This is a genomic window from Streptomyces sp. NPDC001904 (assembly GCF_040297005.1).
Taxonomy (GTDB): domain Bacteria; phylum Actinomycetota; class Actinomycetes; order Streptomycetales; family Streptomycetaceae; genus Streptomyces.
In genome coordinates, this window is sequence record NZ_JBEOYI010000022.1 from 1 (window position 1) to 23300 (window position 23300).

21 protein-coding genes are annotated in these 23300 nt (G+C 71.2%); 11 read left to right on the forward strand and 10 right to left on the reverse strand.

Translation table 11 applies throughout. The features are described from left to right. Positions 1-112: 112 nt before the first annotated feature. Positions 113-283: a DUF8839 family protein gene (locus ABT127_RS28815; protein ID WP_351456048.1), complete on the reverse strand. Its 171-nt coding sequence runs from the start codon at positions 281-283 to the stop codon at positions 113-115. Positions 284-499: 216 nt separating this feature from the next. Between ABT127_RS28815 and ABT127_RS28820 the strand changes: the two genes are divergently transcribed. Then, positions 500-1873: a cryptochrome/photolyase family protein gene (locus ABT127_RS28820; protein WP_351456051.1), complete on the forward strand. Its 1374-nt coding sequence runs from the start codon at positions 500-502 to the stop codon at positions 1871-1873. Here the strand turns inward: ABT127_RS28820 and ABT127_RS28825 are convergent. After that, positions 1848-2834: a MerR family transcriptional regulator gene (locus tag ABT127_RS28825; protein ID WP_351456052.1), complete on the reverse strand. Its 987-nt coding sequence runs from the start codon at positions 2832-2834 to the stop codon at positions 1848-1850. The genes ABT127_RS28820 and ABT127_RS28825 overlap by 26 nt on opposite strands. A 155-nt stretch (positions 2835-2989) precedes the next feature. On the opposite strand from ABT127_RS28825, the gene ABT127_RS28830 reads away from it, so the two are divergent. Continuing rightward, positions 2990-3568, forward strand: a complete 579-nt coding sequence (locus ABT127_RS28830; protein ID WP_351456055.1) for an RNA polymerase sigma factor — start codon at positions 2990-2992, stop codon at positions 3566-3568. Positions 3569-3751: 183 nt separating this feature from the next. Next, positions 3752-4984 (forward strand): GNAT family N-acetyltransferase, encoded by a 1233-nt coding sequence (locus ABT127_RS28835; RefSeq protein WP_351456058.1) that lies wholly within the window; start codon positions 3752-3754, stop codon positions 4982-4984. A 40-nt stretch (positions 4985-5024) separates the two neighbouring features. Here ABT127_RS28835 and ABT127_RS28840 read toward each other — a convergent pair whose 3' ends face one another. The 4 genes from ABT127_RS28840 to ABT127_RS28855 form a co-directional block, all read right to left on the reverse strand. Continuing rightward, the gene (locus tag ABT127_RS28840) at positions 5025-5393 is read right to left on the reverse strand and encodes a peptidase inhibitor family I36 protein (RefSeq protein ID WP_351456060.1); all 369 of its coding nucleotides are present in this window, start codon (positions 5391-5393) and stop codon (positions 5025-5027) included. Continuing rightward, complete coding sequence (locus tag ABT127_RS28845; protein WP_351456063.1) at positions 5390-5923, reverse strand: hypothetical protein; 534 nt, start codon at positions 5921-5923, stop codon at positions 5390-5392. Before ABT127_RS28845 ends, ABT127_RS28840 begins: the two co-directional genes overlap by 4 nt. A gap of 7 nt (positions 5924-5930) precedes the next feature. Then, the gene (locus ABT127_RS28850; RefSeq protein WP_351456065.1) at positions 5931-6290 is read right to left on the reverse strand and encodes a hypothetical protein; all 360 of its coding nucleotides are present in this window, start codon (positions 6288-6290) and stop codon (positions 5931-5933) included. A gap of 100 nt (positions 6291-6390) precedes the next feature. Beyond that, positions 6391-6810, reverse strand: coding sequence for a hypothetical protein (locus ABT127_RS28855; protein WP_351456067.1), 420 nt, complete (start codon positions 6808-6810; stop codon positions 6391-6393). Between the two features lie 255 nt (positions 6811-7065). Between ABT127_RS28855 and ABT127_RS28860 the strand changes: the two genes are divergently transcribed. Then, positions 7066-7566, forward strand: a complete 501-nt coding sequence (locus tag ABT127_RS28860; protein WP_351456070.1) for a mycothiol transferase — start codon at positions 7066-7068, stop codon at positions 7564-7566. A gap of 198 nt (positions 7567-7764) precedes the next feature. After that, entirely contained in the window at positions 7765-9477 is a 1713-nt protein-coding gene (locus ABT127_RS28865) for a chitinase (protein WP_351456073.1), read from the forward strand. A 15-nt stretch (positions 9478-9492) separates the two neighbouring features. Here the strand turns inward: ABT127_RS28865 and ABT127_RS28870 are convergent, their stop codons facing one another. Then, complete coding sequence (locus ABT127_RS28870) at positions 9493-9933, reverse strand: OsmC family protein (RefSeq protein ID WP_351456075.1); 441 nt, start codon at positions 9931-9933, stop codon at positions 9493-9495. A gap of 68 nt (positions 9934-10001) precedes the next feature. Beyond that, a complete protein-coding gene (locus ABT127_RS28875) occupies positions 10002-10841 on the reverse strand; it encodes a GntR family transcriptional regulator (RefSeq protein ID WP_351456077.1) in 840 nt (279 codons plus the stop codon). Positions 10842-11038: 197 nt separating this feature from the next. Here ABT127_RS28875 and ABT127_RS28880 point away from each other — a divergent pair, with 197 nt between their 5' ends. Genes ABT127_RS28880 through ABT127_RS28900 form a run of 5 tightly spaced genes read left to right on the forward strand, consistent with a single transcriptional unit; the run spans position 11039 to position 17171 of the window. Beyond that, a complete protein-coding gene (locus ABT127_RS28880; RefSeq protein WP_351456080.1) occupies positions 11039-12310 on the forward strand; it encodes an extracellular solute-binding protein in 1272 nt (423 codons plus the stop codon). A gap of 57 nt (positions 12311-12367) precedes the next feature. Further along, complete coding sequence (locus ABT127_RS28885) at positions 12368-13339, forward strand: carbohydrate ABC transporter permease (RefSeq protein WP_351456083.1); 972 nt, start codon at positions 12368-12370, stop codon at positions 13337-13339. Next, entirely contained in the window at positions 13336-14172 is an 837-nt protein-coding gene (locus ABT127_RS28890; protein WP_351456086.1) for a carbohydrate ABC transporter permease, read from the forward strand. Before ABT127_RS28885 ends, ABT127_RS28890 begins: the two co-directional genes overlap by 4 nt. Before the next feature lie 24 nt (positions 14173-14196). Beyond that, entirely contained in the window at positions 14197-15726 is a 1530-nt protein-coding gene (locus tag ABT127_RS28895) for a beta-N-acetylhexosaminidase (protein WP_351456089.1), read from the forward strand. Next, positions 15723-17171, forward strand: a complete 1449-nt coding sequence (locus ABT127_RS28900; protein WP_351456091.1) for a cellulose binding domain-containing protein — start codon at positions 15723-15725, stop codon at positions 17169-17171. Before ABT127_RS28895 ends, ABT127_RS28900 begins: the two co-directional genes overlap by 4 nt. A gap of 276 nt (positions 17172-17447) precedes the next feature. Here ABT127_RS28900 and ABT127_RS28905 read toward each other — a convergent pair whose 3' ends face one another. Both ABT127_RS28905 and ABT127_RS28910 read right to left on the reverse strand, forming a co-directional pair. Next, the gene (locus ABT127_RS28905; protein ID WP_351456094.1) at positions 17448-17957 is read right to left on the reverse strand and encodes a cupin domain-containing protein; all 510 of its coding nucleotides are present in this window, start codon (positions 17955-17957) and stop codon (positions 17448-17450) included. A gap of 74 nt (positions 17958-18031) precedes the next feature. After that, the gene (locus ABT127_RS28910; protein WP_351456097.1) at positions 18032-18814 is read right to left on the reverse strand and encodes an alpha/beta fold hydrolase; all 783 of its coding nucleotides are present in this window, start codon (positions 18812-18814) and stop codon (positions 18032-18034) included. A gap of 206 nt (positions 18815-19020) precedes the next feature. Here ABT127_RS28910 and ABT127_RS28915 point away from each other — a divergent pair, with 206 nt between their 5' ends. Next, the gene (locus tag ABT127_RS28915) at positions 19021-23289 is read left to right on the forward strand and encodes a discoidin domain-containing protein (RefSeq protein ID WP_351456100.1); all 4269 of its coding nucleotides are present in this window, start codon (positions 19021-19023) and stop codon (positions 23287-23289) included. Positions 23290-23300 lie beyond the last annotated feature (11 nt).

The window sequence follows — 23300 nt, forward strand, 5'->3', positions numbered from 1 at the left end:
GGGTGGGGGTGGGGGGGGGGGCCCGGCCTCCCGTCTAAACCCCCGGGGGGGGGGGGGGGGGGGTGTGGTGGGGGGGGCGCGCCCCCGGGGGGGCGCCCCCCCGCTCCCCTGTTCAGCCGGAGTGGTCCGCGTCCCCGGACACCACCAGGAACGCGTCCGTCTCCAGGTCCATCACCACGCGCGCGGCACGGCCCTGAGCACGCAGTCGCGCCGCGTACTCCTCGGCCGGCCAGGACCCTCGCGGGCCTCCCGCGGAAAACCGTCGCAACACCTCTGTACGCATCTCTCCGGCACCTCCACCCGTCGCACTCTCACGGACCGCCCTCGCCCTGTGGCGCTCCGCCGTCCCTGTTGTTCGCCTGCCCGCTCGTGTTCCGTACATGCACAGTCCGTGGCCCGTGGGCGGGGAAACCCGTTCGGCTCAGCGCTGCATCCGGTGCCGGGCCCGCCGGGGAAGGGCTGACGAAGGCGTCTGTCCACTGTCCCCCGGGAGTCGTTCGTGCGTGTCCGTGTCGTCCTGTTCACCTCCGACCTGCGGGTGCACGACCACCCGCCGCTGCGGGCCGCCCTCGACGCATCCGACGCGGTGGTGCCGCTGTTCGTGCGGGACAGCGGGATCGACGCCGCGGCCTTCACCGTGCCGAACCGGGAGGCGTTCCTCGCGGACTGCCTGCGGGATCTGGACGCGGGGCTGCGCGAGCGCGGCGGGCGGCTGATCCTGCGGGACGGCGAGGTGACGGACGAGGTCGCGAAGGTGGTGGCGGAGACCGACGCGTGCGCGGTGCACCTCGCGGGCGGCGTGAGCCGCTACGCGCGGCGGCGCGAGGACGGGCTGCGCGCCGCACTGCGGGGTCTGGGCTGTGAGGTGGTCGTCCACGACGCGGTGGTGACCTGTGTGCCGCCCGGCGAGGTGGCGCCCGCGGGCAAGGACCACTTCGCCGTGTTCACCCCATACCACCGGCACTGGGACCAGCAGCCGGTCCGCTCCGTGGTGCGCGCGCCGCGCGCGATCGCGGTGCCCGAGGGAGTCGGCTCGGCGCCGCTGCCGAAGCGGAGCGAGGTGCCGGGGGTGTCCCCGGGGCTCGCCGAGGGCGGCGAGCAGGCGGGCCGCAAGCGGCTCACGGGGTGGCTGCGGTCGGGGATCTCCGCGTACGAGGACCGGCACGACGACCTGGCGGGCGACGCCACCTCGAAGCTCTCCCCGCATCTGCACTTCGGCACGATCGGTCCGGTGGAGGCGGCGCAGCGGGCGCGCTCCGCGGGCGGCCCGGGCGCGGAGGCGTTCGTACGGCAGCTCGCCTGGCGGGACTTCCACCACCAGGTCCTCGCCGCGCGCCCGGCGGCGGCGCACGCCGACTACCGCACCCAGGGCGACCGCTGGCGCACCGCACGCTCGGCGAGCGAGGACATCGCGGCGTGGCAGGAGGGCCGTACCGGCTATCCGGTGGTGGACGCGGCGATGCGCCAGCTGCGGCACGAGGGCTGGATGCACAACCGGGGCCGGCTGATCGCGTCGAGCTTCCTCGTCAAGACGCTGTACGTGGACTGGCGGGTGGGCGCCCGGCACTTCCTGGACCTGCTGGTGGACGGGGACGTGGCGAACAACCAGCTGAACTGGCAGTGGATGGCGGGCACCGGCACGGACAGCCGGCCGAACCGGGTGCTCAACCCGCTGGCGCAGGCCGAGCGGTACGACCCGGACGGCACCTATGTGCGGCGCTGGGTTCCGGAACTGGCCGGGCTGGAGGGCGGCGCGGTGCACCGGCCGTGGAAGCTGAAGGGCCTGGAGCGGTCCGTGTACGACTATCCCGACCCGATCGTCGAGCTGTCGGACGGCCTCGCCCGGTTCAAGCGGGCACGGGGTCTCGACTGATCTCCGGGTACAGCCGCCCGATCTGCAGCAGCGCCTCCGGCAGACTCGTCGGCCGGAGCGCGCCCCGCACGCTGCGGCCCGCCCAGCCGGGGCCGCACAGCATCACGGCGGGTTTGCCGCGGGCCCCGCGCACGCCCCAGTGGGTCTCGGCGAGATGACGGGCCAGGGGCAGGCTCGCCGTGGAGCGGGCCTGCGCCCAGAGCACGACGACGCGCGGCCCGGTCCTGCGCACGGCCGCGGAGACCGCCTCGACGGGCACGGCGGCGCCGAACATCCGCTGCGGCACACCGAGTTCGCCGAGCGCGGCACTCAGCGCCTCCAGGGGCAGCACGTGCTGCTCGGCGGGTACGCAGGCGAGCACGATCGGCGGCAGCGCGGTCACCGGGGCGATGGGGACGGCCTGGTGCAGGGTGCGGGAGACGTGCCAGGACAGCAGGTGCTCGACCTCCACGTAGCGGTCGCCGGCCTCCTCCCACTTGCGGCCCACCGCGTGCAGCACCGGGACCATCACGTCCTGCCAGGTGGGCACCAGGCCGTAGGCCCGTACGGCGTCGGTGAACAGGCCGTGCACGGTGGGTGAGTCGAGCCGGGTCGCGGCGCGGGAGATGCCCCGGGTCAGCCGCTCCAGCGCGGCGGGGGTGGGGGCTCCGGCGGCGGCCCGGCCCTGTCGCGGGAGCGCGGCGGGACCCGTCACCAGGCGTTTGCGGGCCAGGCGTGCCGCTTCGGCGGGCGGCAGGCCCGTCGTGGTGAGCCGGCACATCTCCTCGACGACGGCGATGTCCTCGTCCGTCCACCGGCGGTGCCGCCCCGCCGACCGCTGGACGGGTCCGAGACCGTAGCGCCGGTCCCAGCTGCGCAGCGTCGTCGGGGAGACTCCGAGCCGTCGCGCGAGGGCTCCCGTGGTGACCCCGGGGCCTTCCTCGGTCGGTAACGCGTGCCGTGCCTCTCGCCCCTCGTCCATCGCCTCACGATACGACGCACAACCGATGCGGGTTGCCCGGATGGCGAAGCCGTTTCCAGGATGACCGGGCCACGGCCGGGTGTGGCGCCCGTCCGCCCGGTCATGGACGACACGAGGTGGGTTCACGACCGTTTCCAGGAGTTGACGAGACATCGATGAGCACAGCGGTGCGGCAGCGCGTACCCGATCTGCGCACAGCCTCGGAGGCCGTCCTGGCGGACGGAATCGCGGCTGGTGACCCGGCGTGTCTCGCCGAGGCGTACCGCCGGTGGTCGCCACTGGTCCACCGGCTCGCCGGACGGGCGCTCGGCAACTCCTGCGACGCCGAGGACGTGGTGCAGCAGGTCTTTCTCGCGGCGTGGCGCGGCCGTTCCGGCTACCGGCCCGAACTCGGCTCGGCGGCGGCCTGGCTGACGGGCATCACCCGGCGCCGGATCGCGGACGCGCTCGCGGCCCGCGCCCGCCGTGCGGCCCTGGTCGATCTGGCGGCCTCCCGGCACACGGCCGAGACGGCGTCCGTGGAGTCGGTGCTCGACCGGATCGTGGTGACCCGGGAGCTGTCGCGGCTGCCGGTGCAGCAGCGCACCGTGCTGTGTCTGGCGTTCTACGAGGATCTGACCCAGCCGCAGATCGCCGAGCGCACCGGCTGGCCGCTGGGCACGGTGAAGAGCCACGCGCGGCGCGGTATGCAGCGGCTCAGCGTCCGCCTCGGACTCGTCCGGGTGCAGGTCTGAGAAAAATTCGGCGACGGCCTGCATCCGGAACCCGCCGACGCCGGGAAGAAAGTGTGCGCCTCAGAGAAATCCGATGCCGCGCGGCCTCGGGTGGCCAGGACCCCGCCGCCCAGAGGGTCGCGGCGGAACGTCACTTCCGGCGCCGGTCGCGTGGGTGCAGGCGCACGGCTAGGCTGGATGATCATGAATGCGCCTTCTGTCCAGTTCCGTGACGCTCCCGAGTCGGAGATCCCGCGCGCCCTGGCTCTCGCCTACCTCGTCTTCCACGAGAAGCCCGAGAGCGACAAGCAGCGCCAGCACGAGAAGATGCTCGCCGGCTGCCTGCGGATCGGCGCGTACGACGGGGACGAGCTGGTCGGTTTCGCGGCCGCCCACCCCTTCGTGCTCTCCGTGCCCGGCGGCGGTGAACTGTCCTGTCCCGGGCTGACGTTCGTCTCCGTGGCGCCGACGCACCGCCGACGCGGTGTGCTGTCGGGAATGATCCGCGAGCTCTTCGCACGCTGCGTGGACCAGGGGGCGCCCCTGGTCGCCCTGTGGGCGTCGGAGGCGTCGATCTACGGGCGTTTCGGCTTCGGCCCCGGCACGTACGGCACCACCGTGGAGATCGACGCGCGCCGTCCGCTGGACCTGCGCATCGCGCCGGATCCGCGCCCCCTGCGACTGGTCGACGCGGCGGCCGCGCCCGAGGTGCTCGGCCCGTACTTCGAAGGGACCAGATCCCGTCGGGCGGGGCGACCGGCGCGCAGCCGGGACTGGTGGCGCGAGGAGTGGCTGGCCGACAAGGACGAGGAGGACGCCGAGTTCTCCCCGGCCCGGGTGGTGGTGCTCGGCGAGCCGCTCGCCGGGTACGCGATCTACCGCACGAAGCAGGGCGACGCGGCGTCGCAGGCGAAGGGCCTCGTGCGGCTGGACGAGCTGGAGGCCGACTCCCCGCAGGTCGCGGCGGCCCTGTGGAGCTATCTGGCCGGGATCGACCTGACGGACCGGGTACGGGCCTGGGGGCGGCCGCTGGACGATCCGCTGACGCTGTTCGCGGGCGATCCGGACCAGGTGCGGATCACGGAAGAGTTCCCGGCGCTGTGGGTGCGGCTCGTCGACGTCCGCGCGGCGCTGGCGGCGCGCTCCTGGAGCGCGCCGGTGGACGTGGTGCTCGACGTCCGCGATCCGCGACTGCCCGCGAACGAGGGGACGTTCCGGCTGATCGCGTCCCCCGACGGCTTCTCGTACGCTGCCACCGGGGACGCTCCGGACCTGTCCTTCGAGGTGCGTGATCTGGCGAGCGCCTTCATGGGATCGGTGACCGTGCGCGCGCTGGTGGCGGCGGGGCTGGTCACCGAGCACACGCCGGGCGCGGCGCCGATGCTCGACGCCGCGCTGTCCGCCGGGTTGCTGCCGCACACGGCGGACGCGTTCTGATCTCCCTGCGTCCCGCGGAACGTCGGGGCTCAGTGCGGTGTCAGCACTTCATCTTCCAGGTGTGCGAGTCGCCGCTGTCGTTGCCCCAGCTGTCGTAGGGGATCTCCTGGCCGGGCGCCAGACAGACCGTGCCGAGGCCGATCAGACCGGGGTTCTCGTAGACCTGGACGTGGTCCTTGATGCCGGGCCCGGAGATGCCGTGGTTGGCCCAGGAGGAGTCCTCGTCCTGGATGCCGGGCTCCCAGTCGCGGTCGTCGCCGGACCAGTTCCAGCGCATTCCGGTGTAGTTGGCGTCGGTCCAGGCGCAGAACTCGCCGCTGGGGCACTGGGCGGCGTACGCGGTGGTGGTGACGGCCGCGCCGCCGAGGGCGAGAGCGGCGGCGGCGAGCAGGGCGATCGGATGCTTCATGGGGTTCCTCCGGTGGTGTGGGGGGTGCTGCGCAGGATCCGTGCGGAGACGTCGAGCGCATGGGACCGCAGGTCCTGCCATGCGGTCAGATCGGCCCGGTGGCGCTCGCGCACGGCGGCGAGCGAGCTGTGCCGGTAGGCGGCTTCGGGCCCCAGGTTGTTGACGACGGTCGAAACCCGGAACCAGCGCTTCTGATCGCCGTAGAGCGTGCGCTGGGCCGTGGCGAGACAGCCGTCGGTGTGGGCGCGGACGGGGATCCCGTTCGCCAGGGTCAGGGACAGTTCGGCGGGCGGTCTGCCGAACAGGGCGTCGGCGAGGCGCTCTTCGTCGGCCGCGCTCCTCGCGTGCCGCCCGGGCCGGGGCGGGACGAGCCCCCGGTCGATCAGGCAACGGTCGGTGAGCACCTGCTGGGCGGCTCTGATGGTGTCGTCCGGCGAGCGGGCGGGTCCGGTCGGGCGGCTCGCGCAGCCGGCGAGCAGCAGGGCGCCCGTGACGACTGCGAGCGCCCGGAGGCGGGGTCGGGGGATCATGGCCGGTTCAGCCCCGCTCGCACCCCATGGTGTTGTCACTGACGCCGTCGAGTTTTCCGGCCCACTCCCAGTTCTCGGAGTAGTCGTCGCGCCGGATCTCCCGGTAGAGGCAGTTGGAAACGGTGTAGCTGATCGCGTAGACGCTCTGGCCCACGCGGGATTCGAAGGAGGCGGCGTGGCGCTGCGTGCCGTTCTCGGCCTCCGCGTATCCGGGTGGCGCATAGCACCAGGCCTGGCCGTGCTGGCCGGGTTCGGTCCAAAAACAGACCTGTCCCGGTCCTTTCGCCGCCTGAGCGCCGGACGCGGCCGGTACGAGTGCGGCCGCGACGGCGAGGAGCGCGGCGGCGCATGCGGATCTGTGTTTCATGTGGGCGGCCCCGAGGTGGTCGTTCTCACTGTGCGTGACCACACTCCCCGGGCCCGCGCGACCTCACGCACGCATTCACCCGCGTCGGCGATTAGTCAGGTCATACCGACGCGGGCACCGGCGCCTCGGCGCAGGGCACGGTGCGGGCCATGCGCAGGGCGTCGACCGACTCGGCGAGGAGTTCGTACTCGGTGGTGTCGTCGCGGGTGGCGACCCGGACGAGGCGCCCACCGGCGAGCTCCTCGGCGACGCGCTCCTGGTGGTCGGTGTCCGCGCACCAGGCCCGCAGCAGGGAGGGCACGTCGGGGGCGTCGGCCGCGACCGGCATCAGGGCGCCTTCGGGCAGGTGCGGCAGGTCGGGCCGGGGGTCGAGACGTTCGGCGATCCAGGTGGCGCGGTCGCGCAGCCACCACAGGGCGAGGGGGAGGGTCGGGGCACGGTAGGTGCCGAGCGGGACACCCACGCGCTGTCCGCCGCATATTCCGTATGCGGTGACATGGCACAGGAATTCGTCGTGCACGATCTCCCCCATTGCCTGGCGCCATTGATCACTTACGCGGTGGCGCGTGATCAGTAATCGAGCCGTACGGCGGGATCGGCCGGTCAATGGGTCTCCCGACCGGCACGGCCCACCGAATCCGAACAATTTTCAACCGTCCCACTTGTCGAGTATCGGCACTCGCCGCTCGCTGTCACCACGCTTTTCACGCCAGTCTTCCGGCATATTCGCGGCCTCCGTTGGCCGAAAGGCGCCGCGTCGACGACACTGCACACCATGCACTCACATGACGTACTCATTGACGGTTACAACCGCATTAAGGAAGAGGTACACGCGGTCGTCGAGGGTCTTTCTCCGGAGCAGTTGCAGGCACGTCCCGGCGACGGCGCGAATTCCATCGCCTGGCTGATCTGGCATCTCACGCGTGTGCAGGACGACCATGTCGCCGACGCTGCCGGGACCGACCAGGTGTGGCTCGCCCAGGGCTGGGCCGCGCGCTTCGATCTGCCGCTCGCGGAGACGGACACCGGGTACGGGCACACGGCGAAGGAGGTGGGCCAGGTGCGCGTCGCCTCCGGAGACCTGCTCCTCGACTACTACGACGCGGTGCACGAGCAGACCGTGAGCCACCTCTCCGGCCTCACGGACGCCGATCTGGACCGGATCGTAGACGAACGCTGGGATCCGCCGGTGACGCTGGGGGTGCGTCTGGTGAGCGTCCTCTCGGACGATCTGCAGCACGTGGGGCAGGCGGCGTACGTGCGGGGACTGCTCTGACGGACCCTCACCACCGGGCCGCGGGGCCCCATTCCGAGCGGCGCCGGACGTCACGTCCGGCGCCGCTCTCGTGCGTCCCGAACTCCTCGTCCCTCCAGAGGTCTTGACAACGCGAATGGTCTGGACCAACTTTGGCGCACGACATCGGTGGCCACCGTCGTCCACATCCGCCCTACTCCTCTCCCCCGGAGGCATTCTGTGGACCGTGCTCGTCATGGCAGATCCGGCGCACCCAGGCGCCTTGCCGCCGCGCTCGCCGTCACCTCGGCGGCCGCGCTCGGCGTGACCGCGCTCGCCGCTCCCGCCCAGGCCGCCGACGTCAACGTCGCCAAGAACGCCGGCTTCGAGTCGGACCTGAGCAACTGGACCTGTACCGCGGGCAGCGGTGCCACCGTCTCCTCCCCCGTGCACGGCGGCGCCAAGGCGCTGAAGGCCACGCCGGCGGGCCAGGACACCGCCCAGTGCACCCAGACCGTCGCCGTGAAGCCCAACTCGACCTACAGCCTGAGCAGCTGGGTCCAGGGCAGCTACGTGTACCTCGGCGCGAGCGGCACCGGGACCACCGACGTGTCCACATGGACGCCGGGCGCCTCGTCCTGGCAGCAGCTGACCACCAGCTTCAAGACCGGCGCGAACACCACGTCGGTCACGATCTACATGCACGGCTGGTACGGGCAGGGCGCGTACTACGTCGACGACGTGAACGTCTTCGGCCCCGACGGGGGCGGCGGCAGCGACCCCGTGGTGATCCCGGGCACGCCGTCCGGACTCGCGGCGGGCGCCACCACGACCACCTCGGTGGACCTGTCGTGGACGCCGGTCTCCGGCGCGACGGGCTACAACGTCTACCGGGGCGGCACGAAGGTCGCCTCGACCACGGGCGCCTCCGCCACGGTCACCGGCCTGACCGCCGACACCTCGTACAGCTTCCAGGTCAGTGCCACGAACTCGGCCGGAGAGTCCGCCAAGTCGACCGCCGTGAGCGCGCGCACCGCCGCGACCGGGGGCGGGAACCCCGGCGGCGGCACCGTGCCCAAGCACGCGCTGACCGGCTACTGGCAGAACTTCAACAACGGCGCGACCGTGCAGAAGCTCCGCGACGTCTCCTCGCAGTACGACATCATCGCGGTGTCGTTCGCCGACGCGACGACCACGCCGGGTCAGATCACCTTCAACCTGGACCCGGCCGTCGGCTACGCCTCCGCCGCCGACTTCAAGGCGGACATCGCGGCCAAGCACACGGCCGGCAAGTCGGTGATCCTGTCGGTCGGCGGTGAGAAGGGCAGCATCTCGGTCAACAGCGACGCCTCCGCGACGGCGTTCGCCAACAGCGCCTACGCGCTCATGCAGGAGTACGGCTTCGACGGCGTCGACATCGACCTGGAGAACGGCCTCAACTCCACCTACATGACGAAGGCGCTGCGGGCCCTGGCGGCGAAGGCGGGCTCCAAGTTCGTCCTGACCATGGCGCCGCAGACCATCGACATGCAGTCCACGTCCGGCGAGTACTTCAAGACGGCGCTGAACGTGAAGGACATTCTCACGGTCGTCAACATGCAGTACTACAACAGCGGTTCGATGCTCGGCTGCGACGGCAAGGTCTACAGCCAGGGTTCGGTGGACTTCCTCACCGCGCTCGCCTGCATCCAGCTGGAGGGCGGCCTCGACCCGTCGCAGGTCGGGCTCGGTGTCCCGGCGTCCACGCGCGGCGCGGGCAGCGGCTACGTCGACCCGTCCGTGGTGAACAACGCGCTCGACTGCCTCGCGCGGGGCACCGGATGCGGCTCGTTCAAGCCCGCGAAGACCTACCCGGGGCTGCGCGGCGCGATGACCTGGTCCACGAACTGGGACGCCACGGCGGGCAGCGCGTGGTCCAACTCCGTCGGACCGAAGGTGCACAGCCTGCCGTAGCCACGGCGCAAGCGGTCAGCCGCCCAGGAAGAGCATCGTCCCGTCGGGCCCCAGGGCCTCCACGCGGGCACCGTGCTCGACCGTGCGGCTGACCGTGCAGTACTTCTCGTGAGTCAGGCGGACACCACGCTCGAAGGTGTCCGCCGCCGCCGTGTCACCCTCCGGCAGCACGAGTTCATAGGTGACCCGGACGGTGCCGACGCGGCCGTCGTCCTCGGGGCGGGAGACCGACTCGACGACGATCCGCAGGTCGTCGTGGGGCACGGTGCGGGCGGTGCGGTCGACGACGAGGCCGCCGCAGCCGCCGAGCGCGGCGAGCAGGAGCTCCACGGGGGTGAAGGACGGCTGGGCGCCCGCCGAGTCGGCGGGGGCGATACGGACCTCGGCGCCCCGGTCGTTGCGCGCGGTCCAGTCGCGCTCGCCGTTGCGTACGGTTTCGATGCGGTAGTCGGCCATGGCGGAACCGTAACCAGGGCCGGGCCGCACACCGCGCAGGCGGCACCGGCGCGGCGGGCCCGCCCCGGTCAGGGCCCCTGGACGTCGCCCCGGGTGGACGAGGCGAGGGTGTCGCGGTGGGCGAAGTCGCCGGGCGGGATGCCCGGGTGGTGCCCCGCCCCCGACGGCTCGGCCGCGGTGGCCGTGGGCCCCAGGGTGAGCCGGGAGACGATGCGGTAGCGGTCCCCGCGGTAGAGCGAGTGGACGTACTCGACGGGCCGGCCGGTGGTGTCGGACGTGAGCCGCTCGAACAGCAGGGCCGGGGAGAGCTCCGGCACGTCGAGGAGGTCGGCCTCCGCGCGGCTGACGACGGTCGGCTCGATGGCCTGGGTCGCTTCGCGGACGTGAACGTCGTGATGGGCCCGCAGATGCTCGTACAGGTCGCCGTTCTCCAGCTCCTGCGCGCTGAGGCCCGGGACGAGGTCGGCGGCGATGTGCAGGTGCTCGATGGCCATGGGCGCGCCGTCGACGAGCCGCAGCCGGGCCACGTACACGATCTTCGCGGCCGGTGAGAGGCGCAGCTTGCGGCCCACGCGGGCGCCCGCCTGGATCGTCGTGAACTCCAGGAGGCGGCTCGACCAGGCGCCCGCGGCCTGGGGCACCGTCAGCGCCTGCTCCTGCGCGACGAGCTCCTGGGTGATCTTCTCCGGGGCGACGAACATCCCGCGTCCGTGTTCGCGGACGAGAAGGCCGGCGGCGACGAGTTCGCCGACGGCCGCGCGCAGGGTGGGCCGGGAGACGCCGAGCGCGGCACAGAGCGTGCGCTCGGAGGGGATCGGGTCTCCGGGGGCCTGCGACTCGATGAGTTCGAGGATGTGGTCGCGCACCCGCTCCCGCTTGAGCACCGCTCCCGGGGTGCCTGCGTTCACCTCGGCGTTCACTCCCGCCCCCTCGTGTCGTACGACCAGTTACCTGACCAGTTCACCACGCGAGTCCGTTGATCGACAACTACCCAAGCTGAACTGGGGGGTTGACGCATCCAGTGGTCTATGCCAGCTTTCTCCACCACCAGAGGTCACCTGACCAGTTGGAGAACTGGTCAGGTCCGGCACCCCAGAGGTGAACCGTGAAGCTCCGCTTGCTCGCCGGTGTGTCCGCGCTCGTCGCGGTGACCGGGCTCAGTGCCTGTAGTTCGTCCGACTCCGCCGACGGCGGGTCCGGTGACGGCGGCCGGACCCGCCTCGATGTGTGGCTGATGCGCGACAGCGTCTCGGCGGCCTTCCAGAAGAACTTCGAGAAGGGATTCGAGGCCGCGCACCCCGACATCGACGTGCGCGTCCAGATCCAGGAGTGGGACGGCATCGGGGAGAAGGTCACGGCCGCCCTCGCCAGCAATGACGCGCCCGACGTCATCGAGACCGGCAACACGCAGGTCGCCCAGTTCGCGCAGAGCGGCGGCCTGCTGGACCTGAGCGACAAGGTCGACGATCTCGGCGGCAAGGACTGGCTGAAGGGCCTCGCAGAGCCCGGAGCCTATGAGGGCAAGCAGTACGGGATCCCGTACTACGCGGCGAACCGCGTCGTCGTCTACCGCAAGGACCTGTTCGAGAAGGCCGGCGTCGACGCGACCAAGATCAAGACGCGCGACCAGTGGATCGCCGCGACGCGCAAGCTCAACAAGGGGTCCGAGCAGGGCATCTATCTGCCCGGGCAGAACTGGTACGCCCTGTCGGGCTTCGTCTGGGACGAGGGCGGCGACCTCGCCACCGAGTCCGGCGGGACGTGGAAGGGCGCCCTCGACTCCCCCGAGGCCCTGCGCGCCATGGCCTTCTACAAGAAGCTCCAGGCGCTCGGAAAGGGCCCCAAGGACTCGGACGAGGCGCAGCCCCCGCAGGCCGAGGTGATGGCGAAGGGCAAGGTCGCCCAGGTCATCAGCGTGCCCGGCGGCGCCGCGGTGGTCGCCCAGAACAATCCCGAGCTCAAGGACCAGCTGGGCTTCTTCCCGATCCCCGGCAAGAGCGCGGACACGCCCGGGGCGGTGTTCACCGGCGGCTCGGACCTCGTCATACCGACCGTGTCGCAGCACCACGACGCCGCGTACACCTTCGTCAAGGAGCTGACCGGCGACGCCTGGCAGAAGAAGCTCGCCCTCGCGATGAGCTACGTACCGAACAAGACGACGCTGGCCGGGGCCGTCGCCAAGGACCCGGGCGCCTCGACCATGGCGGTCGGCGCGGCCGTCGGGCACGCGACGCCGAACACGCCCGGGTGGGCGGCCGTCGAGGCGAAGAACCCGATCAAGGACTACCTGACGGCCGTGCTGGCGGGCGGGGATCCGAGGCGGGAGGCGAAGAAGGCGTCCGACGCCATCACCTCGGCGATGTCCTCCGGTTCGTGACCGCGGGCCTCTCCGGCTCCCCTGTCCGGCTTCTCCCGTCCGAAAGGAGCGTGCGCCGTGTCGGTCGTCCGTGAACGCACCGCCCCGCGCCCTCTCGCCCGGCCGCCACGGCGCACGCCGCGCGGCCCGGCCCGTCGCACGACCATGGCGGGTGTCTGGCCCTATCTGCTGGTCGCACCCGCCGTGCTCGGCATGTTGTACCTGCTGGTCTATCCGCTGGCGCGGGCCGTCCTGATCTCGTTCCAGGACTTCGGGCTGCGCCAGCTCATCCTCGGCGACGCCCATTTCACCGGGTTCGACAACTACCGGACGCTGCTGAGCGCGCCGGAGTTCTGGACGGTGGTGCGCCGCACGTTCCTGTTCATGGCGATCAACGTCGTCCTCATCATGGTGCTCGCCACACTGGTGGCACTCATGGTGGAGCGGCTCGGCAGGTTCGGGCGCACCGCCGTGCTCAGCGCGCTGGTGCTGACCTGGGCGATGCCGGTAGTCGCGGCGACGACGGTCTTCCAGTGGCTGTTCCACTCCGAGTTCGGGGTGGTCAACCACGCGCTGACCGGTCTGGGGTTCAGCCGCTTCGACGGCTATCCGTGGCTGGCGCACGGGCCCGCGGCCTTCGCCATCCTGGTGACGCTCATCGTGTGGCAGTCGGTGCCGTTCGCGGCGATCACCCTGTACTCGGCGCTCACCACCGTGCCGGCCGAGCTGTACGAGGCGGCCCGGATCGACGGCGCCTCCGGCCTGCGTGTCTTCCGCTCGGTCACGCTGCCGATCGTCCGCCCGATCTTCATGCTGGTGGTCTCGCTCGAAGTGATCTGGACGTTCAAGGCGTTCGTGCAGATCTGGGTGATGACCCGCGGCGGCCCCGGTGACGCCACGACGATCCTGCCCGTGTACGCGGTGCAGACAGCGCTCGCCGGACAGCGCTACGACCTCGGGGCGGCCGCGTCGATGATCACGGTGGTGCTGATGTCCGGGGTGCTCGTCGCCTACTTCCGGCAGATGTTCCGTCAGGAGGCCGAGCTGTGAGCACGCCCCGGGCGCTGCGCCGCCTCCCGCTGAACGTCGCCGCGACAGTGACCGTCGTCGTGTGCCTGTTCCCCGTGTATTGGATGGTGACGACCGCCTTCAAGCCGTCCCGGGACATCCAGTCGGAGAACCCTCAGCTGCTGCCGCAGAGCTGGACCCTCGACCACTTCCGGCGGGCGATCGACGCGGACGGGTTCGCGCTGTTCTGGCGCAACAGCGTGCTGGTCACGCTCGGCGCGGTGGCGCTGGCCCTGCTCGTGGCTCTGGGCGCGTCGTTCGCCGTGGCCCGGATGCGCTGGCGCGGGCGGCGGCAGTTCATGCTGATGGTGTTCGTCGCGCAGATGGCACCGTGGGAATCCCTGATCATCCCCGTGTACATCATCTCGCGGGACACCGGCATGCTGGACCGGCTGCCGACCCTGACCCTCGTCTACTTCATGATGACGCTGCCGTTCACGATCGTGGTGCTGCGCGGCTTCATCGCGACGATCCCCGCCGAGCTGGAGGAGTCGGCGCAGGTCGACGGCTGCACGCGGGCCGGCGCCTTCCGGCACATCGCGTTTCCGCTGCTCGCGCCCGGTCTGATGGCGACGTCGCTGTTCGGCTACATCACGGCGTGGAACGAGTTCGCGTACGCCAACTTCCTCATCATCAAGGAACAGGACCACCGGACGCTGCCGGTGTGGCTGTCCTCGTTCCACAACACGTTCGGCACCGACTGGGGCGCCACGATGGCCGCCTCCACCCTGTTCGCGCTGCCCGCCCTGGCGATCTTCCTGCTGCTCCAGCGGCATGTGACGTCGGGGTTCGCGGCCGGCGCCGTCAAGGGCTGACCCCCTCGCCTCGGAGGTTCCCCCGTGCCCGCACACCTGCCCGCACTCGTCCCGCTCCCCACCCAGCTCACCCATCGGCCCGGTCACTTCACCCTGTCCGACGAGACCGCGGTCCGGGTCTCCCCCGGCGCCGGAGCCGCCGCCGATCTGCTCCGCACCCTCCTCGCCCCTGCCACCGGGCTGCCGCTGCCCGTCTCCCCCGACGGCTCCTTCGTGCTCGCGCTCGATCCCGATCTCGGTGGTCTGGGCGCCGAGGGGTACGGCCTGACGGTCGCCCCGGACGCGGTCCTCCTGCGCGCCGCGCACGTCACCGGGCTGCTGCGCGGAATCCAGACGGTGCGTCAACTTCTGCCGCTCGAAGCCCTTTCCGGATCACGCCGACGGGGTATCGCGTGGCGGCTGCCCTGCGTGGAGATCACGGACGTGCCCCGGCACGCCTGGCGGGGCTTCATGCTCGACGTGGCCCGTCACTTCCAGCCGGTGTCCGTCCTGCGCCGCACCGTCGATCTGCTCGCCCTGCACAAGCTCAACGTGCTGCATCTGCACCTCACCGACGATCAGGGGTGGCGGATGCCGGTCGCCGCGTATCCGCTGCTGACCGAGGTCGGCGGACGGCGCGCCGGTCCCGTCCCGCACGAAGGGGCCTACACCACCGCGGAGTTGACAGACCTCGTCGCCTACGCGGCCGCCCGCGGTGTCACCGTCGTACCGGAGATCGAGATGCCGGGCCATGCGCGCGCGGCGCTCGCCGCGTACCCCGAGCTCGGCAACGTCCCCGGCCGGCGACTCGACGTGTGGCCGCTCTGGGGCGTGTGCGACACGGTGTTCGGCGTCCACGAGCCGGTCCTCGACTTCTGCCGCACCGTGCTCGACGAGGTCGCCGACGTCTTCCCGTCGCGGCACATCCACATCGGCGGCGACGAGTGCCCCACCACCGAGTGGGCGGCGAGCCCGGCGGCCCGGGCCCGGGCCGCCGCCGAGGGGCTGGCGCACACGGACGCGCTGCGGGACTGGTTCCTGGGCCGGATCGGCGCCCACCTCGTCGGGCGCGGACGCGTCCCGGTGGTGTGGGCCGAGACCGGGGAGGGGCTGCCCGCGGAGTTCGCGGTGATGTCCTGGCGCGACCCCGAGCACACCCGGATCGCGCTCAAGCGCGGCCACCCCGTGATCAGCTGCCAGCACCGCGCGTCGTACCTGGACTACGCGCAGACCGACTCGCCCGACGAGCCGCACGCGGAGCCGGGCCTGGTGGTCGGGGTGCGCACGGTGCACGAGCACGAGCCGCCGACGGATCCGGAGACTGCCGGTCACCTGCTCGGTGTGCAGGCGCAGTTGTGGACCGAGTACGCCCCCACGGTCGACCACATCGACCGCAGGGTCTTCCCCCGCCTGTCCGCGCTCGCCGACCGCGCCTGGCACGGCTCCCCGTCCTGGGAGGACTTCCGTGCCCGCCTCGGCGCGCACGGCGCCCGGCTCGCCGCACTCGGCGTGCGGCACGGGCCGCTCGACCCGTACGTCCCCGACCCCCACCGTTCCGGAAGGGAACAGTCATGAGAACGACCCCCAGAACGAACAGGACGACCACGTCTCCCCGTACGCGCACGGCGCTCGCGTGCGCCGTCGCCGCCGCGCTCGGCTGCGCGAGCCTGCTCGCGCTCCCGCAGGGCGCCGCCGCGGCCGACGGAGCGCTGAGCGTGCAGTACCACACGGGCAGCACCGGCAGCGATCAGGCGGAGCCCTGGCTGAAGGTGCGCAACACCGGCTCCTCCGGAGTCGCCCTGAGCGACGTCAAACTGCGCTACTACTTCAAGTCCGACTCGGCGAGCGCGAGTTATCACTTCGCCTGCTCCTGGGCGGTCAAGGGCTGCGCCCGGATCACCGGCACCTTCGGCACCCTCGCCCACCCGACCGCGACGGCCGACCGGTACCTGGAGATCGGCTTCACGTCCGACGCGGGAACGTTCGCGGCCGGCGCCGACACGGGCGACATGCAGCTGCGCTTCTACCGCGCCGACTGGCAGCCGCTGAACCAGGCCGACGACTACTCGTTCGGCGCCGCGCAGACCGCGTACGGGAACTGGTCGAAGGTGACGGCGCAGCTCAAGGGCGCCACGGTGTGGGGCACGGCCCCGGCGGGCAACGATCCGACGGACCCCACCGATCCGACGGACCCGACCGACCCGCCGGGCGCGGGGGCGACCCTCTTCGACGACTTCTCCTACACGGCGTACAACGACCCACGGATCGCGGCCAACGGCTGGAGCGTGCGCTCCAATTCCGGCGGGCCCGGTGTGCCGGGTGCCACCTGGGCGCCGGAGAAGGTGACGTTCCCGGTCGTGTCGGGCAACACCGTGATGAACCTGGAGACGTCCACCGCGGGCACGGGCGAGAGCACGAAGCAGACCGAAGTGCTCACCAAGGCGACGAAGTTCAAGAACGGCACCTACGCGGCGAGGGTCAAGTTCGCGGACGCGCCGAAGAGCGGGCCCGACGGGGACCACCTCGTCCAGACGTTCTTCACGATCAACGACCTCAAGGCGCCGATGGCCGACGACTACGCCGAGTACGACTTCGAGTACCTGCCCAACGGCGGCTGGGGCGAGCCGTCGAACATCCTCTACACGACGTCCTGGGAGACCTACAACCCTGATCCGTGGCAGGCGGTGAACCAGCACACGGAGGGCCGGCGGAGCTACGACGGCTGGCACGACCTGGTGCTCACCATCGACAACAGCTCCATCCACTACTACGTCGACGGCCAGTTGTTCGGCACGCACGACGCCGCGTACCTGCCGGAGCGGCCGATGTCGATCAACTTCAACCAGTGGCTGATCGACCTGGCCGGCAACACGAGCACCAGCGCACGCGCCTACGACGAGCAGGTCGACTACGTGCTGCACGTCAAGGACCAGGTGCTCACCCCGGCCCAGGTGGCGGCGAAGGTGGCCGCCTACCGCTCGGCGGGCAAGGCGTTCGAGGACACCGTGCCGTCGGCGTGAGGTGACCCGCCCGGGGGCGGGGAGTCCGCGCGCCCCACACGCCCGGACTCCCCGGTGGTGCTCCCCCACCTCTGACGGCCGGCCCGGGAGTCGGCAGCGGCCGCCGCGGGCCAGAGTCTGCCGCGCGGCGGCCGGGATCTCATCCCGCACCCCCGGCTTTCGGTAACATTGTGTGTTGAATCAGTGGCGAAAAGTGACGGCGGCGACGCGTCGAGCCCCTTGCGGCGTCGCGGAGCCGCTGTCGCGAACAGCTCCGTCTGGCGTGAACGCGCCGTCTCAAGTAAGGCCTGAAGTCCGCCCCTGGTCCTGTCCGGGCAAGCGCTTGCCGCACCGGGCGCAGTACCGGGCGGCGGCATCGTCGGTGACCCGGCCGCAGTCCTCGCAGACACGCGGCAGCAGACAAGGCGCCTCGCCGCCCTCCGCGGTGACCGGGGCGGCGGCCCGGCGGATGGTCATGCCGGGCCGCCTGCGGTGCGCGGTGAGGTAGGCGAGCCCGTCGTCGCCCGCACTGACGGCGCGCCCCTCGCCGCGCGGCACGAACAGCAGGGTGCCCGGCGACAGTTCCTCCTCCGCGCCCGCCCGCCACAGCGTTCCGCCGCCCTCGACGATGAGGAGCAGCACGTCGAGGTCGGGCTCGACGTGCGGCGTGCCCCGGCTGCCGGGGCGGAGCCGGACGAGATTGGCGTCCAGTTGCCGGGCCGCGCCGTCGAGGCGCCACAGCGCTCCGGTGGCGCCGGCGTCCGCGGCGGAGAGGACGTCGGCGAGGGTGACGTGGGCGGCGGGCATGATGTCGTACTCCTCCGTGGTGTTCGGGCCACCGGCAGCCTACGGAGTTCGCCGCCGCGCGGCATCCGGGGCCGTCAGGAGCCCCCGAGGAACGTGGTGACCAGGGGCGTTGCCACGTCGGCGCACTCCTCGAAGTAGGCGTGCCGGCCGCCGGGGATCAGGCTCAGCCGGGCGCCGGGGACGCGTTCCGCCAGCAGCGGCGCGTTGGCCGTGGGATTGAAGTCGTCGTCGGTGCCGTGCAGGACGAGGGTGGGCGCGGCGATCCGCGGCAGGGCGTCCCAGGCGTCGTGCCGGGCGCTGGCGCGCAGGTGACGGCGGCGGGCGTGCGGGGGCATCGCCGGGTCGCCGAGGGTGTGGAACGGGCCGGGGTGCGCGGCGGTGTACGCGGGCGTGTACATCAGGTCGAGGAGGGCCGCGCGGGCCGCGTCCGGGTCGGGGTCGGCGAGGGCCTTGCGCACGGCGGGGCCGCGCTCGACGCCGTGCGGCGCACCCGGTGACGTACACCCGAGGACGAGGCGGTCGACGCGGGCGGGACGGTCCGCGGCCAGCCACTGGGCGACACGGCCGCCCATCGACGTCCCGTAGACATGGGCGCGGTCGATACCGGCGGCGTCGAGGACGGCGACGGCGTCCCGGGCGAAATTCTCCGTGCTGTACGTGTCGGTGTCCGGGGCGTCGCTCTCGCCGGTGCCGCGCCAGTCCATGACCACGGTGGTGAAGTGCGCGGCGAACCGGTCGCGCACCGAGTCCCACCAGCGGTGACTGTTCGACTGTCCGGACAGCAGCAACAGCGGGGCGCCGCTGCCGCGTACGTCGTAGTGGAGCGCGGCGCCGTCGGCCGCCTGTGCGTGGGGCATGGTCGTGGATTCTCCCTCATCGCAACTCCCTCTGCGCAAACGGTGGACTCCACAACATCACTCTGCAATTCTCCAACAACTGAATGCAAGAACGCGATGGTGATCCTTCGCCTCACTCGCTTCACCGCGCCGACGGGCGCGGGGACAGGGGAGTCATGATCGGACAGTTCGTGCCGAGATCCGGCAGACGAAGAGCGGGGGGTGGAATGCGTGCCCTCGCGGTGACGGTGCTCGCCCTCACCCTGGCGCTTCTCGGTCTTCCGGCGGTATCGGCGCAGGCCGCGGGCGGGCCGAATCTCGCCGCGGGTGCGACCGCCAAGGCGAGCAGCGCCAAGGCGGAATACGGCGCGGCGAACGTCTCGGACGGCAACGCCTCGACGTACTGGGAGAGTTCGGGTTCCGACTTCCCGCAGTGGGTGCAGGTGGACCTGGGCACGGCGGCCCGGGTCGACGAGGTGGTCCTGCGACTGCCGGCCGCGTGGGAGAGCCGCACGCAGACGCTGTCGGTCCAGGGCAGCGCGGACGGGCAGACCTTCGACACCCTGAAGGCGTCGGCGCAGTACTCCTTCGCGCAGGGGTCGTCGAACACCGTGACGATCTCGTTCGGCGCGACGCAGACCCGCTACGTGCGCGTCGCGATCACGGCCAACTCGGGCTGGCAGTCGGCCCAGTTGTCGGAGCTGGAGGTGCACGGCAGCAGCGACTCGTCGGCGAACCTGGCACGCGGCCGCACGTTCACCGCGAGCTCGACGACGCAGACGTATCTGGCGGCGAACGCCGGTGACGGCAACGCCGCCACCTACTGGGAGAGCCAGAACAACGCGCTGCCGCAGTGGATCCAGGTCGACCTGGGCTCGTCGGTGCAGGTGAACCGGGTGGTGCTGCGGCTGCCGTCGACGTGGGAGACCCGGTCGCAGACGCTGACGCTGCAGGGCAGCACGAACGGCAGCGACTTCTCGGATCTCGTCGCGTCGAAGGCGTACGAGTTCAACGCCACCAACGGGCAGGCCCAGACGCTGTCGTTCAACACGGTGACGACGCGCTATGTACGGGTGAAGGTCACAGGGAACACCGTGCAGCAGGCCGGGCAGCTCTCCGAGCTGGAGGTGTACGGGCCGACGAGCGGGGACACGACGGCGCCGTCCGCGCCGAGTTCGCTCGCCTACACCGAGCCCGCGACCGGGCAGATCAAGCTGACGTGGAAGGCGGCCACCGACAACGTCAAGGTCACCGGCTACGACATCTACGCCAACAACCAGCTGCGCGCCTCGGTCGACGGCGACACGCTCACGTACACGGACAACCAGCCCGCGTCGGCCACCCTCACCTACTTCGTGCGGGCCAAGGACGCGGCGGGCAACCAGTCGGCGAACAGCAACTCCGTGACGCGGACCGGGGCTTCGGGCGACACGCAGGCACCGACCGCGCCGTCGAACCTGGCGTTCACGGAGGCGACGGCGGGCCAGGTCAAGCTGACCTGGGGCGCCTCGACCGACAACGTGAAGGTCACGGGCTACGACATCTACGCGAACGGTCAGCTGCTGAAGTCCGTGGCCGGTGACGTCACGACCTACACCGACACGCAGCCGCAGTCGGCGACGGTCACGTACACCGTGCGGGCGAAGGACGCGGCGGGCAACGTGTCGGCGGCTAGCAACTCCGTGACACGCAACGGCTCCACGTCGAACGACGCGAACCTGGCCGTCGGCAAGCCGGTGACGGCCTCGTCGTCGACCTTCACCTACGTCGCCGAGAACGCGGTGGACGACGACACCAGCACCTACTGGGAGGGCGCCGCCGGGGCGTACCCGGGCACGCTGACGGTCAAGCTCGGCTCCAACGCGGACCTGTCGTCCGTCGTGGTGAAGCTCAACCCGGACGCGGCCTGGTCGGCGCGGACGCAGAAGATCGAGGTGCTCGGCCGGGAGCAGAAGGCGTCGGGCTTCACGACGCTGGTCGCGGCGAAGGACTACTCCTTCTCCCCCGCGAGCGGCAACAAGGTGAGCATCCCGCTGAGCGGCCGCGTCGCGGACGTGCGCCTCTCCATCACCGCCAACTCCGGCTCCTCGGGCGCGCAGGTCGCGGAGTTCCAGGTTCTCGGCACCCCGGCGCCCAACCCGGACCTCGTGGTCACCGGGATCACGAAGCCGGACGCGCCGGTCGAGTCGGACAAGATCACGCTGTCGGCGACGGTCCGCAACGCGGGCACGCAGGCCGCCGACGCCACCGACCTCGACTTCCTGCTCGGTTCGCAGAAGGTCGGCACCGCTTCCGTGGGCGCGCTCGCGGCAGGCGCCACCGCGACCGTCAGCGCGGACATCGGGGCGCGCGACGCGGGCACGTACACGGTCGGCGCGGTCGTCGACCCGAGCGGGCTCGTGATCGAGCAGAACGAGGGCAACAACAGCTACACGAGTCCGACCTCGCTGGTCGTCAAGCCGGTGACCAGCGCGGACCTGGTGGCCTCGCCGGTGGCGTGGTCGCCGAGCGCGCCCGCCGAGGGCGACACGGTCAACTTCACCGTCGCCATCAAGAACCAGGGCAACCAGGCGAGTTCGACCGCGGCACACGGCGTCACGCTGACGGTCACCGACTCCGACGGCACGGTCGTGAAGACGCTCACGGGTTCGGCGAGCGGCGCGATCGCGGCCGGGAGCACCACGGACCCGGTCAAGCTGGGCACCTGGACGGCGGGCAAGGGCAAGTTCACGGTGAAGACGGTGATCGCCGACGACGCCAACGAGCTGGCCGTCAAGCGCGCCAACAACACCTCGTCGCAGCCGCTGTTCGTGGGTCGCGGCGCGAGCATGCCGTACGACATGTACGAGGCGGAGGACGGCACGGCGGGCGGCGGCGCGAAGCCCGTCGGTCCGAACCGCACGGTCGGTGACCTGGCGGGCGAGGCGTCCGGCCGCAAGGCCGTCACCCTCGGCTCGACCGGTTCGTACGTCGAGTGGACGACGAAGGCGCCGACGAACACCCTCGTCACCCGCTTCTCGATGCCGGACTCGGCCGGTGGCGGCGGGACCAACTCCACGCTGAACGTCTACGTCAACGGCACGTTCCTCAAGGCCATCGACCTGACGTCGAAGTACGCGTGGCTGTACGGCAACGAGACCGGGCCCGGCAACACGCCGAGCGCGGGCGGTCCGCGGCACATCTACGACGAGGCGAACCTGCTGCTCGGCACGACGGTGCCGAAGGGGAGCAAGATCCGGCTGCAGAAGGACGCCGCCAACGGATCCACGTACACCATCGACTACGTCAACCTGGAGGAGGCCACCCAGCTGGCCAACCCGGACCCGGCCACGTACACCGTGCCCACCGGCTTCTCGCAGCAGGCCGTGCAGGACGCCCTGGACAAGGTGCGGATGGACACGACGGGCAAGCTCGTCGGCGTCTATCTGCCGGCCGGTGACTACGAGACGTCGAACAAGTTCCAGGTGTACGGCAAGGCCGTGAAGGTGGTCGGCGCCGGTCCCTGGTACACCCGGTTCCACACACCGTCGTCGCAGGAGAACACCGACGCGGGCTTCCGCGCGGAAGCGAGCGCCAACGGATCGACGTTCGCGCACTTCTCCTTCTTCGGGAACTACACCTCGCGCATCGACGGTCCCGGCAAGGTGTTCGACTTCTCCAACGTCGCCGACATCACCATCGACGACATCTGGAACGAGCACACGGTGTGCCTGTACTGGGGCGCCAACACCGACCGGGTCACCATCAAGAACTCCCGGATCCGGGACACGTTCGCCGACGGCGTCAACATGACGAACGGCTCGACGGACAACCACGTCGTGAACAACGAGGCGCGCTCGACCGGTGACGACAGCTTCGCGCTGTTCTCGGCGATCGACTCGGGCGGCGCGGACGAGAAGAACAACGTGTACGAGAACCTGACGTCGCTGCTCACCTGGCGGGCCGCCGGTATCGCGGTCTACGGCGGGTACGACAACACGTTCCGCAACATGCTCATCGCGGACACACTCGTCTACTCGGGCGTCACGATCAGCTCGCTGGACTTCGGCTACCCGATGAACGGCTTCGGCACGGGTCCGACGGCCATCGAGAACACCTCGATCATCCGCTCCGGCGGGCACTTCTGGGGCGGACAGACCTTCCCCGGGATCTGGATGTTCTCGGCGTCCAAGGTGTTCCAGGGCATCCGCGTCAACGACGTGGACATCCTCGACCCGACGTACAGCGGCATCATGTTCCAGACCAACTACGTGGGAGGCCAGCCGCAGTTCCCGATCAAGGACACGATCCTGACCGACGTCACGATCTCGGGCGCGCACAAGAGCGGCGACGCCTATGACGCCAAGTCCGGGTTCGGACTGTGGGCGAACGAGATGCCGGAGGCCGGGCAGGGTCCGGCGGTCGGTGAAGTGACCTTCCACAACCTGAAGTTGAGCGACAACGCGGTGGACGTCCGCAACACGACGTCCACGTTCAAGATCAACCAGCTCCCGTAGGACGACAGCAC